Origin of the sequence: Flagellimonas flava, assembly GCF_900129665.1 — a bacterium.
Classification (GTDB): Bacteria; Bacteroidota; Bacteroidia; order Flavobacteriales; family Flavobacteriaceae; genus Flagellimonas; species Flagellimonas flava.
In genome coordinates this window covers 178,508-196,186 of the sequence record NZ_FQWL01000004.1, presented here as the reverse complement: position 1 = coordinate 196,186, position 17,679 = coordinate 178,508, and the positions used below count along the sequence as shown (strand labels likewise).

General features: G+C 38.0%; 15 protein-coding genes and 1 tRNA gene. 6 read left to right on the top strand and 10 right to left on the bottom strand.

What is annotated here, in order from left to right; genetic code table 11:
• Positions 1-38: 38 nt before the first annotated feature.
• The 6 genes from BUC10_RS13370 (at position 39) to BUC10_RS13340 (ending at position 7,692) form a co-directional block, all read left to right on the top strand.
• Positions 39-1,310, top strand: a complete 1,272-nt coding sequence (locus BUC10_RS13370) for a tyrosine-type recombinase/integrase (RefSeq protein WP_073180502.1) — start codon at positions 39-41, stop codon at positions 1,308-1,310.
• A 3-nt stretch (positions 1,311-1,313) separates the two neighbouring features.
• Positions 1,314-1,868: a hypothetical protein gene (locus BUC10_RS13365; RefSeq protein WP_073180500.1), complete on the top strand. Its 555-nt coding sequence runs from the start codon at positions 1,314-1,316 to the stop codon at positions 1,866-1,868.
• A 291-nt stretch (positions 1,869-2,159) separates the two neighbouring features.
• Positions 2,160-5,231, top strand: coding sequence for a LysM peptidoglycan-binding domain-containing M23 family metallopeptidase (locus BUC10_RS13360; RefSeq protein WP_073180498.1), 3,072 nt, complete (start codon positions 2,160-2,162; stop codon positions 5,229-5,231).
• The gene (locus BUC10_RS13355; protein WP_073180496.1) at positions 5,231-5,428 is read left to right on the top strand and encodes a hypothetical protein; all 198 of its coding nucleotides are present in this window, start codon (positions 5,231-5,233) and stop codon (positions 5,426-5,428) included. Before BUC10_RS13360 ends, BUC10_RS13355 begins: the two co-directional genes overlap by 1 nt.
• Before the next feature lie 235 nt (positions 5,429-5,663).
• Positions 5,664-5,867, top strand: a complete 204-nt coding sequence (locus BUC10_RS13350) for a helix-turn-helix domain-containing protein (protein ID WP_073180494.1) — start codon at positions 5,664-5,666, stop codon at positions 5,865-5,867.
• Positions 5,868-6,816: 949 nt separating this feature from the next.
• A complete protein-coding gene (locus tag BUC10_RS13340; protein ID WP_073180490.1) occupies positions 6,817-7,692 on the top strand; it encodes a hypothetical protein in 876 nt (291 codons plus the stop codon).
• A 12-nt stretch (positions 7,693-7,704) separates the two neighbouring features.
• Here BUC10_RS13340 and BUC10_RS13335 read toward each other — a convergent pair whose 3' ends face one another.
• The 10 genes from BUC10_RS13335 to BUC10_RS13290 form a co-directional block, all read right to left on the bottom strand.
• A complete protein-coding gene (locus BUC10_RS13335; RefSeq protein ID WP_073180488.1) occupies positions 7,705-8,487 on the bottom strand; it encodes a DUF5677 domain-containing protein in 783 nt (260 codons plus the stop codon).
• Positions 8,484-9,212, bottom strand: a complete 729-nt coding sequence (locus BUC10_RS13330; RefSeq protein WP_131819080.1) for a hypothetical protein — start codon at positions 9,210-9,212, stop codon at positions 8,484-8,486. Before BUC10_RS13330 ends, BUC10_RS13335 begins: the two co-directional genes overlap by 4 nt.
• Before the next feature lie 192 nt (positions 9,213-9,404).
• Positions 9,405-9,478 (bottom strand) — tRNA-Arg (locus BUC10_RS13325).
• 8 nt (positions 9,479-9,486) lie between these two features.
• Complete coding sequence (locus BUC10_RS13320; RefSeq protein WP_073180483.1) at positions 9,487-9,939, bottom strand: GatB/YqeY domain-containing protein; 453 nt, start codon at positions 9,937-9,939, stop codon at positions 9,487-9,489.
• A gap of 100 nt (positions 9,940-10,039) precedes the next feature.
• Positions 10,040-11,992 (bottom strand): cell division protein FtsZ, encoded by a 1,953-nt coding sequence (ftsZ, locus tag BUC10_RS13315; RefSeq protein ID WP_073180481.1) that lies wholly within the window; start codon positions 11,990-11,992, stop codon positions 10,040-10,042.
• Positions 11,993-12,020: 28 nt separating this feature from the next.
• Positions 12,021-13,334, bottom strand: a complete 1,314-nt coding sequence (gene ftsA / locus BUC10_RS13310; RefSeq protein ID WP_073180479.1) for a cell division protein FtsA — start codon at positions 13,332-13,334, stop codon at positions 12,021-12,023.
• 3 nt (positions 13,335-13,337) lie between these two features.
• Complete coding sequence (locus BUC10_RS13305) at positions 13,338-14,057, bottom strand: cell division protein FtsQ/DivIB (protein ID WP_073180477.1); 720 nt, start codon at positions 14,055-14,057, stop codon at positions 13,338-13,340.
• Positions 14,047-15,399 (bottom strand): UDP-N-acetylmuramate--L-alanine ligase, encoded by a 1,353-nt coding sequence (gene murC / locus BUC10_RS13300; protein ID WP_073180475.1) that lies wholly within the window; start codon positions 15,397-15,399, stop codon positions 14,047-14,049. The genes BUC10_RS13305 and murC overlap by 11 nt, the downstream gene beginning before the upstream one ends.
• Positions 15,396-16,484: an undecaprenyldiphospho-muramoylpentapeptide beta-N-acetylglucosaminyltransferase gene (murG, locus tag BUC10_RS13295; protein WP_073180473.1), complete on the bottom strand. Its 1,089-nt coding sequence runs from the start codon at positions 16,482-16,484 to the stop codon at positions 15,396-15,398. The genes murC and murG overlap by 4 nt, the downstream gene beginning before the upstream one ends.
• A complete protein-coding gene (locus tag BUC10_RS13290) occupies positions 16,471-17,679 on the bottom strand; it encodes an FtsW/RodA/SpoVE family cell cycle protein (protein WP_073180471.1) in 1,209 nt (402 codons plus the stop codon). The genes murG and BUC10_RS13290 overlap by 14 nt, the downstream gene beginning before the upstream one ends.

Below are 17,679 nucleotides of genomic sequence, written 5' to 3'. Positions count from 1 at the left end.
TGGGCACATTTTTGTAACTTTAAGTACAACAGTTGAAGATGAAAATCACTTATTATTTGCGGGGTTTATCCAACCCTTCTACCATTTACCTCCGTGCCAGAACTGACATCCATGATATAAGGATTAAAACACCGTTTAAAGTAAATCCTGAAAATTGGAATCAAGGAAAAGTAAAAAAACATCGCATCGGTAGATCTTTTGATCATCGCACAAAATCTCAACTTCAACAGAACACCTTTCTTGATAAACTTCAAAATAATTTGAATGAGTTAACTGAAAGTATTAGTTCAAATTACTTAAGCAATAGACCGGCTATAAGTTCTCAATGGCTTCGCAATCAGATTAACCCGATAGAAGATAAGCCAATCAACTTTTCGGACTATATTCCTACCTATATTGAATTATCAAATCTACGTTCTTCCACGGAAAAGAAAATACAATCAACACTAAATCGGATTCTTAAGTTCAAGGATATTCCTTTAACCTCTATAAACAAGATTTACCGACGTGAATTGCTCGAACATTTGAGTAAAGAGGGCTATGCGCATAATACGGCACATCATACAATAAAAGTAATTCAGACTATTTGTAATCATGCTCATGACAATGGATATGATGTACATCCAGACGGATTGAAGTTTTCCCGAAGATTAAAACCCAAAAGACCTCCACATATTTATTTAACGCCTAAAGAACTTTTTAAATTGGAAAGTACAGTATTCAAAAAGACAGTCTATGAGATTACCAGAGATTGGTTACTGATTTCCTGTTATACAGGCCAACGAATGGGAGACCTTTTTGGATTTAAGAGGGAAAACCTAAAAACAATTGATGGTTACAAGTTTATTGCCTTGACACAAAGTAAAACGAAGAAATCCTTAATGGTGCCTGTCAACAATACTGTAGAGTGTATTTTAAATAAGTATAATGGACATTTTCCACCACTTCTAACAAAAGCCAAGGCTAGTAATGAAGTTCTCTATAATCGATTCTTAAAACAAGTTTGCCAGGAAGCCGCAATAACCGATATAGTTAAGGTTAATTTAAGAAATCCGAAGACCAATAGGTACGAATTAAGAAAAGTGCCGAAATGGAAAGCCGTAAGTAGTCATATTGGTAGGCGTTCATTTGCAACTAACCATTTTGGGAAGATGCGAACTTCATCTATCAAAACAATAACTGGACACAGCACTGAGAGACAGTTGTTAGAGTATATAGGACAACCATTGCAAGAGACTTTTGTTGATATAGCCAGGGAAATGCGACAAGTTGAGTTTTCACCACTTTCAATAATCGGTAAAACAAGTTAATAAATGAGACGAGATACAACACCTAAGGAATATGCCGAACAATTTGAAGTTAGACTAATGGAATTTATAGAAATTCAATTTGGTACTCGTGCTGAGTTCATAGATGAAGAACTTGAAAGGCTTTATTTGGAAATTGACCAACTTCAGGGTGGAGACGATCCAGAATACATGTTTAAAGGACTTTACCATATTGCTCAAAAATTTGGACTAACTAGGTATATAAATGCCAATAAACGGAAAATTGAATTTTTGAAAGGACTAAGTAGCCAGCCAATTGAGAATTCAAAAGATTCGTTTGAAAATCAAGCATTTCCGGATTACAAGGGATGTCTAAAAATGACTCCAACCGAGGCGGTAGAACTGATACGGGCCTTGCATACGGCAGGGTGCCTTAAAGTCAGCCTGTCGGAGACGTATGATATTTTTAGTACCTTGATTGGCATTGAAATTAATGGAAAAAAGATTAGTGGTAACATAAAAGAACGAGTAACACCTTATTTCCTGGAAAAACTAATTGAAGGTTGGGATGATTTTATCAGTTCAAAAAAAGCATTTTAGGTTCGGTGGTTTTGATTAATTTTCGAATCGAGTGTGCTACTTCCGTATTCTAACACCAGTCTTTAAAGGATATCTTTCACATTTAGATTTCAATTTATTTTATACGTTCTTAATTAGAAAACTCTAATTGTGTTACACACTTTGTGGAATTAACAATTGAATAATATATTTAAAAGTTATTCCGTCCTATGATTTATTGGAATTTTGATAAACCATTAAAAATTACAGTTTTAATATGTTTAGATTCCTTGAATATTGATAATTTACTTTTTAATTAGCCATCTTTAATAAATGTTTTATCAAACCTCATTAGATAATAAAAAGATAACTATTTGGATTGCTGTTGTTATTTTGTTGCTAGTCTTACAAAATGTTAGTGCAAACAACCAAATAATAAAACTTGAAAATGGAAGGGTAAGACTAATTCTTAATTATCCAAATATTCAAGTTGATAGTTTAGAAGAGGATGAGATGTTTATTTCGGATAATTCAGATTCTTTAATTTATGATTTTAGACCGCATAAAGAGCCTTTCTTTGAGGAAATAAAACATTTTGGGGCGAAAATCAATTCACTTTTTATTAGGATACACTCTGGTCATTTTAACTCTGGATATTCTATTATGTGTCTTGCTAAAGTTTCCGGTTCAACAATAAAAATCGAAGAGGCTTTTGGTTATTTCGAAATAAAAAATACTTCTGGAGTGGTTACCAAGACTATCGGAAGACCCCCACACAATGTACTTAGGGATTTTATAAAAACGACTAATTACAAATTTATTAAAGCAATAGATGATACTGACTTCATGTATCTTAATCAATTAATAAAGAGCAAATTATTAAATAATGAAATTGTAAGTAATCGGGAAGAAAGTCATAAGAGTAATAATAACTTGTTAATGCTCATTTTACTTAAAAGAACATTAACTAAAGGACATGTTTTTAGATTCGAAGAAGATTACTTATTCCCCTTGGCAATACCAAGCAAGTCTTTTGCTCATTCAAGAACCAAATTTCCATTTAGCAAGTATCTTCAAGAATTGAATTTTATTGACTCTTCTAGTCCTAAAATAACCGTGATATCTAAAAATTATAAAGATTCAATTTTAAGAAAGGTATCCGTTAAACCCGAGAATTTTAAAATTAAGTATAGATTAATAGGTTATGAACGATTACTAAGAATTAAAAGAATTGATGGTTGGATAAAGAATGGATTGTTAACTGGAGTCGCAGAAATTTTTTTTGAAAATGTAGTTGATGGGTACTACAATATTAAGAACCCTTCAATTAGATGCAGTTTTATTAATGGCGACCTGGATGGTGGAATCTCCTTTTATTTAAATGGTGTTCTCAGTTCTTCACTTTTAATCGAAGAAATAAATTTAAACAATAGCGATGTTGGGAATGTAACATCAAATACAACATTAAATAATTCAACTTCGAAAGAAATTGATGAAACAATAAGTATTGAGAAAAAAAAGTTAGACTCCCTTATTCCATCAAATGACAATAATGATTATCAGGTTGTCGTAGTTAGTGGTGATAACTATTATGATATTTCAGAGAGAATGGGATTTAACCTGAATCAATTAATAAAATCCAATACATATCCAGTTCTGAGATTACCCATAAACAAAGATTTAAAGTATCAAAAACTCTTTAATTATAAGTTGCATATTGTCCAAAAAAACGAAACCTATTCGTCAATTGCTACAAGGTATGGTTTAACCGTAGCACAGTTGATGGAGCATAATTATTGGCAAGAAAAATATTTGCCAATAAATGAAAAGGTTTTTATTCCACGAAACAAACAATCCACTGTATATTTTACAACCTTCTATCCGAATGGTAGGGAAAAGGCCTTTATTAAATCAAACAATGGGAACAAAATTGAGTTTAAATATTATGTGAATGATATATTCTTTCCATCTGATCGTTATGCCTACAAGGCGGTAGTAACAGGTAATAACAATGGAGAAGGATTTGAATTTACCGAGGAAAAATTAACGCCATATTTTAGAGATACCACAAGACAAATTTATTCTACACGAATTGGGAATCTAAATATTAGAATTGAGAAAATAGATACCACAATAGCAGAAGTAAGTTTTAACAAATTCAAAGGATATAACGTCTTTAATGGTAAATCGATTCGAATGTCGAACAAAGGTCGTTTCGAAACTATCTATGAAAATGGCACTCCAAAATCGATAAATTGGTTTTTTACAAACCCTACTTTCAATCTAAAAGGAGATTATGCCAATGATTCAAAAGATATTTTTTTAAGGAATGTTTCATGGGAACAACCTGATGGCTTTATTGCTCAAGGCACCATGAATTACGCCTATGAGTTAGTAGGACCTGGAAAGGTGTACTACCCTAGATGCAAGGAATGGACTGAATTCGAGGAAATGTCGTTGCGTACGAATAACGTTTCTTGTTATAGGGATTGGGGTCAACGCGTAAGAGAAGAGTTAAGAAGATGGAGAAAAGATTTTTTCAAGGCATTCAATAAACCATTTGATGATTTGAACGAATCGGTTTGTGGAAATAAACCTAATTGCAGTATTTCTGGAGGAGTTGGCTATACAAATGGTGAAGGGCCTCATTTATTGGATGGTAATGGTGCGCCAGTAGAAAGACCAAAATATGATCTTTCAAGTGAAGAGTTTGACCCTGAATTTACGTATGTCTTGGTAGATGATACTGAAATGAATGACTTGTCCGAAATTGTTGAATTAAGAGTGGAAGGAGAGTCTACAGATTATTTATATGCTGATATTGGTAACGTAAATTACCGACCAACTCCATTAAGTATTGTTCCTCCGGTTAAATCGGAATCAGGAGAATTTATTTGTGAGGTAAGAGAGCCTGATATCTACGCTAAATTTAGTGGTGGAAGTTTCATAGGTATGAGGGGTGGTGGAAGACCACATATGGGAACTGATTGTATCACTAAAGTAGGTCAGGAGTTATGGGCTCCTATTGATGGAAAGGTTGAACATGTTGGTTACTCATATAATAGTAATAAAACTTTTAGTTTAGGAGCAGTAGAATGGCAAAGTGAATTTGTTAAAGAGGACAATTTGAAGCCACGATCTCAGGCAGAACTTGCGACAGTGACAATAAGAAATAGTAAGGGAGTAGAAGTAAAATTACTATATGTAGCAAGAAGTCCACTAATTAGGGGGCAACTGGTGCGACAAGGTGATTTAATTGGTTATTCGGGAGATTTGTCTAAAGTATACCCGCCATTGATACCATTAGCCGACCCAGGACGGATGACTCAACATACTCATTTTGAAGTGAAAATTGGTAAATACCACTACAATTGGGACCTTACTAAAAAAGCAAAAAGAAAATAATGAATGCTAAATTGAAATATCTTATGGCTATTGTTTTGTTTGTTGTGGTTCTTTACATAATTCGATCCCAAACAAAAATTGTGGAAGAATTTGAGACAAACTTAAAACTGGATAATGATTTTGAGGGGATTTTTGTAAGGGATGCAGATACCTTGACTGTTAAACCAGGTAATGACAATTCAATTTCAATTAAGTAAATGTCTTATGATATTTTCAGTATCGCGAATTGAAACACTTAGGAAAATCCAATTTTAGAACTTAATCGGCTTAATAAACAATCATTAGAAAAAGTGCAAGATCGCATCTAATGTCACCTATTTGGATTAAAATGTCCCCTAATTAATGCGTTTTGGTCCCCTATTTGGTCATTGAAAGACCCCTAATTCTTTTACTATCCATATCGAATTTTGTTGATGAATAAAATTGTCAACAATGCCATATATATCACCAAAAGAAGTAGTACACCTCGAAATTCAAAATCAATATCTGACCAAACGCGAGTGTTCTCAACTATTAAAGGTTAGTCAATCCACAATAGACAAATATCGCCGTGAAGGCTTCTTAAAAGCCTACAAAATAGGTGCAACCGTATTATTTAAACGTGCTGAAGTTGAAGCAGCAATAATTCAATTATAAGATGAAATTGCGGTTAATATATCGGGAAAAAGTTGATAGAAGGTCAAAAACTTCATCTCATTATCAACTTATTGATGGAAACTCTCTTGGTTTACTTTCAACATACATAAGAATTTCGGCTAATCGTGGTTTTGCTAAGAACTCTCAACCCGATTTTTGGCTTCATGAACACAATGGTAAACGATTTAATAAAATGGCCACTACTGGGCTTTTTAAAACACCTTTAAAAGACGAAGTTTACTCAGGTGACCTTAATTACAAAACACATCAAATCCTTGTTCAAAGGAAACAGGAATGCGTCATCATTACTATTATGGTAAACAATTACCCGTACAGCAAGTCTTTGCATCCGAGGAACGTCGCAAAATTGGTCCGTATTGAATAAAAAAACCGGTTTAGTGGTGCATACCCACTAGACCGGTTCAACATTTGAAGATAATCAAAGGTACAAAATAGTGCCCTAAATATGTGGAGTTTTTTCACGGTTCGACCACACATAAATCTCAAACGACAAGAGGAGGAAGTACAGTATGATTAGATACGTCCTGAAATTCCTCGAATGGTAAAAATTTCAGCAATAATATACGAAAACGTCCCGACCACCGACGAACGTAAACCAATCTGCACAAACGACTCTATAGGTTGTTATTTAGGTTGTATTGCTACCCCGATGCAGGATTTCTATGTTAAAAACAGGAAAAGGGGCGAGAAACATATGCCAAAACAGTCGGTTAACACGACTATGAATTATTTTGTGTTTATATCAATCTTTCAATGGATTTAGATATAAGTGCAGGATAAAAAAGGGTGGTATTGTCTAAACTAAAAATGATTTTATTTTATTAAAATGGGCGAACAACAAAGAAGTGAATTTTACATTTACAGGCTAATAACAGGCTAATAGTTTATCAAAAGAAGAATTTATAATACTAATTTGAAAAACTGTAGAATGAAAAAAGAAAAACCATATATAAACCTCGATAATCCAAAAGAAGATTTAAGGCATTTACAGACAAATTTAAATTCTATAGATGGTAATATGATTGCAATAGCATTAGACTATAAGTATTACTTAGATTCGAATTTTGTTGATTCAGAAATATACAATCTTCGTGATAGGATTGTTTATCGATTGAGGGCTACCGACATTCATTTTCGGATGGTCATCAACCTACTAACCAGGTTGGATAGTGAACTAACCGATATCCATAGAACTAATAATAGTAATGATATGATGGTCCTGCATAGTCACTTTTTCAAAAGAGAAATTGACATTTCTGCTATATCTGATAGCATACTATTTCATTTAATTTCGGGATTTGATTATGTGAGTAGTCTTGTAAGTTTTGTAACAGGAAACAAAAAAAAACTAAAATGGGTGGGCCTTGCAAAGTCTGCCAGAGACAGTTCAAAAAAAATAAGTGCTGACCCTTTGGGTAAAATAATTGATACTTTGGATCGTGATTTCATAGGTAAATTATATGACCATAGATCTACCGTTATCCACCTGAAAAACGAAATCAGGCCAACCTCTTTATCAATTGATTTTATGAATGCAATAGTAACCACCAAGATTATCGCCTCGTCTGAGTTCACGAAAAGATTTCATGTCTTAAAAAAACAAGGTAAAGAAAATGATCTTAGCCTAGTTTACGTCATGATGTGGTTGCTAGGTGAAGCAACAAAAGCAATCATCAAAATACAATTTGGGCTTAAAGATTATATGGAACGGAATAAAGTCAATGAACAACCTTTTATGTTTTTAAAAGGTCCTAACAATGAGATTCTACCTCCATCCACTTCATACTGGACCAGGCCTTTTTAGTAAAATCGTTAATTACTCCCGAATTGTCTCTTGAAACAATTCTAAAATAGATTTCTCATTTATATCAGGAAAGTACTTTGATTCGAAAGTATCAAAAACCATCGATAGGTATTTCATAGAAAGTTCTGCATAAAACGGATCGATATGTCCTGAATCTACATAGGGGGTTCTTAAAAATCTGTGTAACGGGTTCTCGGATATTTGAACATTGAATTTACCTATATGATTCCAACTACTATGGGAATTATTGGAAAAGGGATCATAGACCAAATCGTAAAAGTCTTTACACTCTGCTTCAATTGACATTTGCCTAACGGATTTACCTGACCAACTTCCTAAATTTACTTCTGTTAAAAATGTATACCTATGAAAGTCAATCCATGCGATATTTGATTCTGTTGCTAAATCTTCATCTGGATTGCCTCCTGATTCCTCAATTTCTCGAACTCGTTTTTCAACTTGGAGTTTTTCATTACCAATTCCCCATTCAACAAACTTCCGTGAACGAACTAAAGGATCTTTTAAAATCCATTTGAGATTGATGATATTTTCTACCATAGCACGCATAATAAGAGGAGCCAAGTCATTGTTCCAAGCCTGAGGATTATTAGAAAACGATTTTGCCAGAGATATTTGTCTCGCGACCATTGCTCCGGTTACTTCGTAAATCGTAATCTTGGTAGCATCAATTTCCCAGGAATTCCATCGTGATTCCAACCTTTCTAATGAAAGTGAAATAATGGATTTAAGTGATTTAATCCACTTATTTAGATCAGCAGATTCTCTTTCATTCATTTTTGAAGATTAATATGAGGTCGTTCCAATTCAAATGACCTCACCCAAAAATTATTAGCCCAGTCACATCTTATAGTCAAATCCTTATTCCCTAGTATCCCGTTAAAACTTGCCCTTATCGAAGATGCAATTTGGCGACTTTTTTCGGTATCTGGATATTCTTTTATCTCGTTTATTCCTAAGAGGGAACTTTCTTTAGTGACTATCAACTTACCAGTCGCCATTGCCACGTATAGTACAAGTGCTTGTGCATACATGGCTTCTTTTGACCTTCGAAAACTAATATCTCCTAAAACGGATTTGATAAATTCTAAGTCAACATCTTCTTTTGAGAGTTCCAAATTGCTGTATAAAAATTCCAACGGATGACCTGGATAGAAATACTGTAAGTCCTTAATTCCCATTAATAATTTATCATAGGACTTACTAGACTTAAATCTATCAAGAAGTTTGCTTTTTTGGTGCCCCTTTAGACTAGAATATGAACTAAAAATATTGTGGGGGTATTTGGAATCAGATATTTCGAGATACAATTCATGAAGTTCTAATAGTACCTCATTTGCTGTTTTATAGCCTAATTTTTTCTGAACACAAGCAATCCAAAACAGTTCAGGAACAAAATCATCAAGCCAATTAATTTCAGAAAGAAAATTGCCCTGCATCATAATAGGAATTAATTTCTTCCCTTTTTGTTTATGATCTGATAGTATCTTTTTCTTTGCCACGTTACTCAAACTTTACCTCAATTTATGACTTAAATTCGATGGCATGCTTAGAAAGATTTTGAATTTGTTTTTTTATATCAACATTTAAAATAAAATTGATGGCGAATCAGGATTTAGAAGTAAAACTTGGGCACAGATTTGGGCACAAAAACAGAAAACCCCTTTCTATGAAAGAGGTTTTTCGCATATTAGTGACCCAGGGAGGATTCGAACCCCCAACCCTCAGAGCCGAAATCTGATATTCTATCCAGTTGAACTACTGGGCCAAAAGTATTTACGAACTTAGTTTTGTCTTTACAATAGTAGAAATGGTCTTTCCATCCGCCTGACCGGCCAATTCTTTGGAAACCATTCCCATGACCTTACCCATATCCTGCATTCCAGTTGCACCAACCGCATCGATTGTCTGCACCACTACTTTTTCAATTTCTTCTTCTGTCAGCTGTTCTGGAAGGAACTTTTCAATGATTGCGGCCTGTGCCAATTCAGGCTCGGCCAAATCATCCCTTCCTTGCTCTTTGAATATAGTAGCACTATCTTTTCGCTGTTTTACCAGCTTTTGTACCAACTTGATCTCATCGGCCTCGCTTAGGCCGTCAGAAGCACCTTTTTCCGTGCTTGCCAACAACAAGGCCGACTTAATTGCACGTAAAGCTTCCAAGGAAACAGTATCCTTGGCCTTCATTGCAGCCTTCATCTCCGACATGACCTGATCTTGCAAACCCATTTCTACTTATTTAGGGCTGCGAAGATAAAAAATAAACCCGAAAGTCTCTTAACAATCGGGTTTATGCTTTCCATTAAAAATGGAGTCAATTTAAACACTACTAATCAACATTATCGTGCAAAAAGGAGTTGTTGGAGCGCAACTGGATTTCTTCATTACTATCCTCACTCAATGTGGTGCGGGAAACTTTTTGTTCCTGCGGGGTATCATTCAAGTCAACCCCTTGTCTCTTGTATGCGGGCTGCTTTTCTATTTCATCAATACTGTTTCTATTATTCTGAAACTTATAGTTGAAGTTTTTCAGCTTTTTTCTTCGCTCATCGGCCCTATCCTTAAGCATATCGCTGATAGAACTATTGAACGGATCCGTATTTCCGGAGGCATCATCTCCTGTAGACGCTTCGGGAGCGATGGTCTTTTTTTCAAAAACCAGTTCATCCTCGACCATTTTTGGTTCATGGGTTTCGGCAACTGATCTAGCCCCAGTCAACTGGGTCTCCAATTCCATGTACTCTTCCAGGTTGTATCGGGTCTCACCTTCTTTCTTATACTCCAAAACCGGTTTTACCTCCACGTACTCCTTCACATCGATATCCTTAACCGTATCATCTGTTAAATCGAAGGTGATGGTCCGCTCCTCTTCATTTTCTTCGATGGTATTTAAAGGCATGTCGAAGCTCAGTGCAAACTGATCTTCTTTTTCCTTTGGGGATACCACTTCAGGGTCAACCACTTCAATATCGTTTAGAATGCGCTTGGCTTCAATAATAATAAAGTCCTCTTCCACATTTTCAGGAACTACCTCTTCATAAAAGACATTGAAGTTTTTGATGTAATTGGTGGTTGGAATTAGGTCCGACTCCGGCGCAGCAGGCTGCTCCTCGACAACTTCTTCTTCCATTTCCAAAGTATGCCGAACCACTTGTGGTTCAATTTCTATTGGGGCTTTCTCCACTTTTATTTCCTGTACAGCAGTGCTCTCCGGCTCGAGCTTCTGTTCGGCGGTTTGCTCGTCCTCCAGTGTGTAAAACACTTTTTTGCTTTCTGTATTTACAATATGATCTTGCTGATCAACATTGAACCCGGTAGCAATTACTGTCACCGCGATGGCATCACCAAGGTTTTCGTCCTCACCAACACCCATAATGATATTCGCACTATGTCCGGCCTCTATTTGAATGTAATCGTTAATCTCTCCAATTTCATCAATGGTAATCTCCTGAGTTCCAGAAACGATAAGCAGTAGTACATTTTTGGCGCCGTTGATCTTGTTATCATTCAACAGTGGAGAGTCCAATGCCTTCATAATGGCTTCTCCAGCTCTTGCAGAACCAGCCGCCGTTGCCGAGCCCATTATGGCGGTGCCACTGTTTGAAAGTACCGTTTTGGCATCTCTAAGGTCAATATTCTGCGTGTAGTGATGTGTAATTACTTCCGCTATTCCACGAGCTGCGGTGGCCAAGACTTCATCTGCCTTTGAGAAACCGGCCTTAAACCCGAGGTTGCCATAAACCTCTCTGAGTTTGTTATTATTTATAACGATCAAAGAGTCCACATTGGCCCTTAATTTTTCAATTCCTGCCTGCGCCTGTTTATTACGCATAGCCCCCTCGAACTGAAAAGGAATGGTAACAATCCCAACAGTAAGAATATCCATTTCCCTAGCTGCCTTGGCAATCACAGGAGCCGCACCCGTTCCTGTTCCCCCACCCATACCGGCGGTAATAAATGCCATTTTGGTAGTATGCTCCAACATTACCTTCACCTCCTCCATACTTTCTAGGGCGGCCTGTTCCCCAATTTCGGGATTTGCACCTGCTCCTAAACCTTCGGTAAGGGAAACTCCCAACTGTATCTTATTGGGAACCGGACTATTCTGAAGGGCCTGGGCATCTGTATTGCAGATAACAAAGTCAACGCCGTTTATACCGGCCTGGAACATGTGGTTAATGGCGTTTCCACCTCCACCTCCAACGCCAATTACTTTGATGACGTTGCTCTTGTTTTTTGGGAGATCAAAAGAAATATTGTCAAATTCGGTGCTCTTACTCATGACAGTTTTGTTTCGTTTAATGGGGTTACTATTCTGCGTTGTCCAAAAAGTCTTTTAACTTCTCGGACCATTTATCAAAAATCGATTTGCGTTCTTTTGAGGAAGGGGCGGACATATGCTCTTGGCCCACAAGTACCTTTTCTTCTTCCTGTACTTCCTCTTCCGTCATACTCCCTGAGGTATTGCTCTCTAGGGCGTTCATCAATAGTCCAACCGCAGTAGCGTACAATGGACTGGCTATTTCTTCCTCGGAATCTCCTGCCAAATGTTCATTGGGGTACCCTATCCGGGTATCCATTCCGGTAATGTATTCCACTAGCTGCTTCAGGTGTTTTAATTGGCTACCGCCACCAGTAAGCACTATTCCGGCAATGAGTTTCTTTTTCTGCTCCTCATGGCCGTAGTTCTTGATTTCCACGTAAACCTGCTCCACGATTTCCACCACTCTGGCGTGAATGATCTTGGAAAGGTTTTTTAGGGTGATTTCTTTTGGTTCCCGACCTCTTAGACCTGGAATGGAAACTATTTCATTGTCCTTGTTCTCGCCTGGCCAGGCCGATCCAAATTTTATTTTCAGTAGCTCCGCTTGCTTCTCTATGATGGAGCAACCTTCTTTGATATCTTCGGTGATCACATTCCCACCAAACGGAATTACGGAAGTGTGGCGGATAATGCCGTCTTTGAAGATGGCCAAATCCGTTGTGCCACCACCTATATCGATCAAAGCCACTCCAGCTTCCTTTTCCTCACGGCTTAAAACAGCCTCCGCTGAAGCCAAGGGTTCCAGGGTAATGTTCCCAAGATCAAGTCCTGCACTTTTGATGCAACGACCAATATTTTTAATGGATGAAACTTGTCCCACCACGACATGAAAATTGGCCTCAAGTCTGCCACCATACATTCCTTTGGGTTCTTTTATTTCAGATTGTCCATCCACTTTGTATTCCTGTGGCAATACATGGATAATTTCTTCCCCGGGCAACATGACCAACTTGTATACTTGATTACAAAGTTTTTCGAGATCATCATCATTGATCACCTCTTCCGAATTTGGTCTGGTTATGTAATCACTGTGCTGAAGGCTTCGTATGTGCTGCCCTGCAATACCAACTACTACCGAACCAATTTTTAAGCCTGCATTAAGCTCTGCTTGTTCCACGGCTTGTTGGATAGACGATATGGTCTGTGTGATATTGTTGACCACTCCCCGGTGGACGCCTAAACTTTTAGATCTTCCCGTTCCTAGGATTTCAATTTTCCCATATTCATTTTCCTTACCTATGATCGCTACGATCTTGGTAGTTCCAATGTCCAATCCAACTGAATAATTACCCTGTTCCATATGTTATATTTTGGTGCACACCACCTGATTGTTGAACTCTAAACTCACAACCGCATACTTTTCCAAAGACTTATCCTTGGCTGCTTTTGCGTAAAAGGCCATAAAATTTTTGAACTTCTCATTGAGATTATCCACCCCTCCCAGATTCACTACAAAATTTTCCAAGCGAAACTTAAGTTGGTATTTCCCTTCTGCTTCAATATGTATTCCGATGACATTTTTCCTTAGAAAATCGTCTTCGTTGATGTAATTCAAAATAACATAGGCATCCTCAAGGGTCTTACCTGTAATCTCACCTGTGATTATGGGCACCCGAGCGGAATGATGTTGTGACAAGGGCATACGCTCGCCCAAATCATCCAAATAAAATTTGGAGACTCCCTCTACCCTTCCAATTGGTTTTCGCTGAACAATCTTGGATATAAGTTCTCCGTTTACAGTAAGATAGACCTGGGCATTTTTCACCATATCGTTGGACCGAATTACCTCCTCTATGGTATTCAAAACTAGCTCTTCTTTAGGCCTATTTTTTACTGCTCCATAATTTTGTATTAACAATTTATTAACTGAGGCTTCGGTCAGATATAAGTTGTTGTCTCCCAAAAATTTAATAGAAATATCATCTACTGCTTTCCGTTTGCTCCGTTGATCGGCGAAACCGTACAAAGCGATTACCGCAGTGCACAGAAACCCTAATTTTATATAATTCCAATTAACTTGCATACGCCAATTCGTTTTTAATTTTTGGTACTTCCATTCCTATATCTCCGGCTCCCATGGTCACCAAGACCCCAGTTTTATTGGCCTTAACGGTGCTTACCAAATCAGACTTGCCAATCAATCCCTTTTTAGGGTTGTCAATCTTTCCCAGTAGCCAAGTGGAGTTCACTCCTTTAATGGGTTCTTCCCGAGCCGGATAAATTTCCAACAGAAAAATTGCATCAAATTTGGACAGACTCCGTGCAAATTCATCCACAAAATCCTTGGTTCGCGAAAAAAGATGTGGCTGAAACACCGCGGTAATTTCTTCGTTGGGATGCATCTCCCTAATCGCTTGATGAACCGCATCTATTTCTGTAGGGTGATGGGCATAATCATCAATAAAAACAAAGTCCTTTTCCTTAATTTGATATGAAAATCTGCGCTGAACTCCTTTAAAGGTTCCAAGAGCTTCAGCTAGACGGCTCGGCTGGGAACCGGCCTGCACCGCCATCGCAAAAGCAGCTAATCCGTTGAGCAGGTTATGTCTGCCCGGTTTGGTGAAGCGCACCTGTTTCAGCACTTCCATAGGAGTAATCAAATCAAATATGTAGGTACCACGTTCAATTGTTATATTTTCTGCCCTGAAATCGGCATCATCTTCAATACCAAAGGTGATTCCCTTCAGTGGCAATCCGTTTTTCACAAACAATTTGCCATTAGGCTTTAAACAACCCACAAAATCTTCAAAAGATTCATGTAGTTCTTCTTCTGTCCCATAAATGTCCAAGTGATCGGCATCCATTGAAGTAATACAAGCCATGTTTGGGCTTAGTCGTAAAAAAGAACGATCAAATTCATCCGCTTCCACTACAGAAAATTCGGTTCCGTTCAGTACAAAATTGCTGTTGAAATCCTCCGATATCCCACCTAAAAAGGCCGTAAAAGGGATTCCAGTTTCCTTTAATAAATGCGCTAAAATGCAGGATGTTGTTGTTTTACCATGCGTTCCTGCAACAGCAAAGCAAAATGTATCCCTGGTAATAATTCCAAGTACCTCGGAACGCTTTTTTACCTGAAAGCCATTTACCGTAAAATAATGTAGTTGTTGATGGGAATCGGGTACAGCAGGGGTATAGACCACCAAGGTATTTTCCTTGTTTTTAAATGCTGTCGGAACCAATTGCACATCTTGTTCAAAATGGACGGGAATCCCATGTTCTTCAAGTTCATTGGTAATCGGTGTGCGGGTCTTGTCGTACCCCACAACCTGCTTTCCAACATAATTGAAATAGCGTGCCAACGCAGACATGCCTATGCCTCCAATGCCTATAAAAAAGACGTTATGGATGTCTGTAAGCTTCATTTCAATAGTTTTTCTATTTCATCCACTATATGTTGGGTCGCTTTTGGCAGGGCCAATCCCCTTATATTTTGTCCCAATCTTTCTTGCTTCTCTTTTGAATCTATCAAGTTTTTGAAGGTTCCCTCAAATACTTCATCCAACTCGCTCTCCTTTAATAATACCGCAGCGTTCTTGGACACCAAAGCTTGTGCGTTCTTGGTCTGATGATCCTCCGCAACGTTCGGGGAGGGTATGAACAGCACCGGTTTTCCCATAAGGCATAATTCCGAAACAGAGCCTGCACCGGCCCGGGATATTATCATATCAGCTGCCGTATAGGCTCGCTCCATCTTATCAATAAAGGCCATTACCTTTACAGATGGGGATTCATGTTGCTTGTATTCCTCGAAATACAGCTTGCCGCATTGCCACAAAACTTGAATATCCAAACCATCAAAAAAGTCAAGTTCCTTTTCGATAAGTTGGTTGATTCGTCTCGCTCCAAGGCTTCCGCCAATAATCAAGACCGTCTTCTTGGCTGGATTTAGATCATAGGACTCCAAAGCTTCCTTTTTGCTGACTTTTATATCAACTAAATCTTGTCGCACAGGGTTTCCTGTTTTCACTATTTTCTCCTTGGGAAAAAATCGTTCCATACCATCGTAAGCCACACAAATGGTTTTTGCCTTACCTGCCAACAATTTGTTCGTAATTCCGGCGTACGAATTTTGTTCTTGAAGCACACAAGGCACCTTGGAAGCCGCTGCCATACGCAGTAATGGGCCACTGGCAAATCCCCCGGTGCCGATAGCGATATCAGGTCGAAACTGTTTTACTATGTTGCGTGCTCTCAACAAACTACTTATCACTTTGATTGGAAACATCAGATTTTTCAGTGTCAGCTTCCTTTGTAATCCACTTATCCACAGACCTTCAATTTTATAGCCGGCCTGAGGCACTTTTTCCATCTCCATCTTATCCCTTGCTCCAACAAACAAGAACTCTGCATTGGGATACCGTTGCTTTAGCTCATTGGCTATGGCAATGGCGGGATAAATATGTCCTCCCGTCCCCCCTCCAGAAAGAATAAACCTATAATTGTCCACTCAATACTTCTAAAGGGTTGGTTTCATCTATGCCATGGGATTCCTCCTCCAAATTTTCCTTTTTATTGCTTGCGCTCAATACTATTCCAATGGCCATACAGGTCATCCAAATGGACGTACCTCCCATACTGATCAATGGCAAGGGCTGTCCCGTAACGGGAAACAACTGCACCACAACTGCCATATTGATAAAGGCCTGAAAAACGATTGGCAATCCCACGCCTATGACCAAAAGCTTGGAAAAGATGGTTTTGGCCGAGTTGGCCACGACCACAATCCGAAATAGCAGTAATAGATAAAAAAACAGCAGGGCACCACCGCCCAATAATCCGTATTCCTCTATAATAATGGCAAAAATGAAATCGGAAGTACTTTGCGAAAGCATGTTTTTGATCACACTCTTTCCAGCTCCTTTTCCTAACACACCGCCCTCTGCTATGGCAATCTTTGCCAAAGTCAATTGATGCAAATCGTCCTTATCCGCTTTTTCCGGACTCCAAAACGTTTCTATTCTTGATTTCCATGTAGTTGCCCTTTGCCCAGGGATGACTTCTGGTGTTTTAAAGACAACAAACAAGAACATTGAAGCCAACACCAGTCCGGCACCGACAATACTGAACAAATATTTTAGTGGATAACCTCCTAAAAAGCACAAGACCAAAACCAAAAAACTAATAATTGCCGCGGTGGAAAAATTCTCGGGGAGAATTAACAAAACCACAAGGACAGTGGGCAGCCAAAGAGGTAAAATGCTTTCTTTAAAGGTTATGACCGTATCCTTTATCTTGGTCAGATATCGCGCCACCCAAATCATTAGCACAACAGATGCCAAGGTGGAGGTCTGAAAATTGACCCCAACAAATGGAATTTTAATCCAACGGTTTGCGGTAACGCCACCTATCTTAGTTTCCACAGTGAGCGTATAGGCCAAAAGTATCAGCACAATGGGCAGGGCAATTATGGACAGTCCTTTAAAGTAATGTGTTGGAATCCTGTGCACTGCATAGATAATCCCAAAACCCAAGAACAGCAAAACGGCATGTTTCACCAAATGCCCTACAGTAGTGCCATCATCGTTGACATAGACCAAATTGGTACTGGCGCTATAAACCGGCAAAAACGAGAAAAGGGCCAATAGTGCCACAAGGCCCCAAATGGCTTTATCCCCCTTCAGATTTTTAAATACCGATAACAT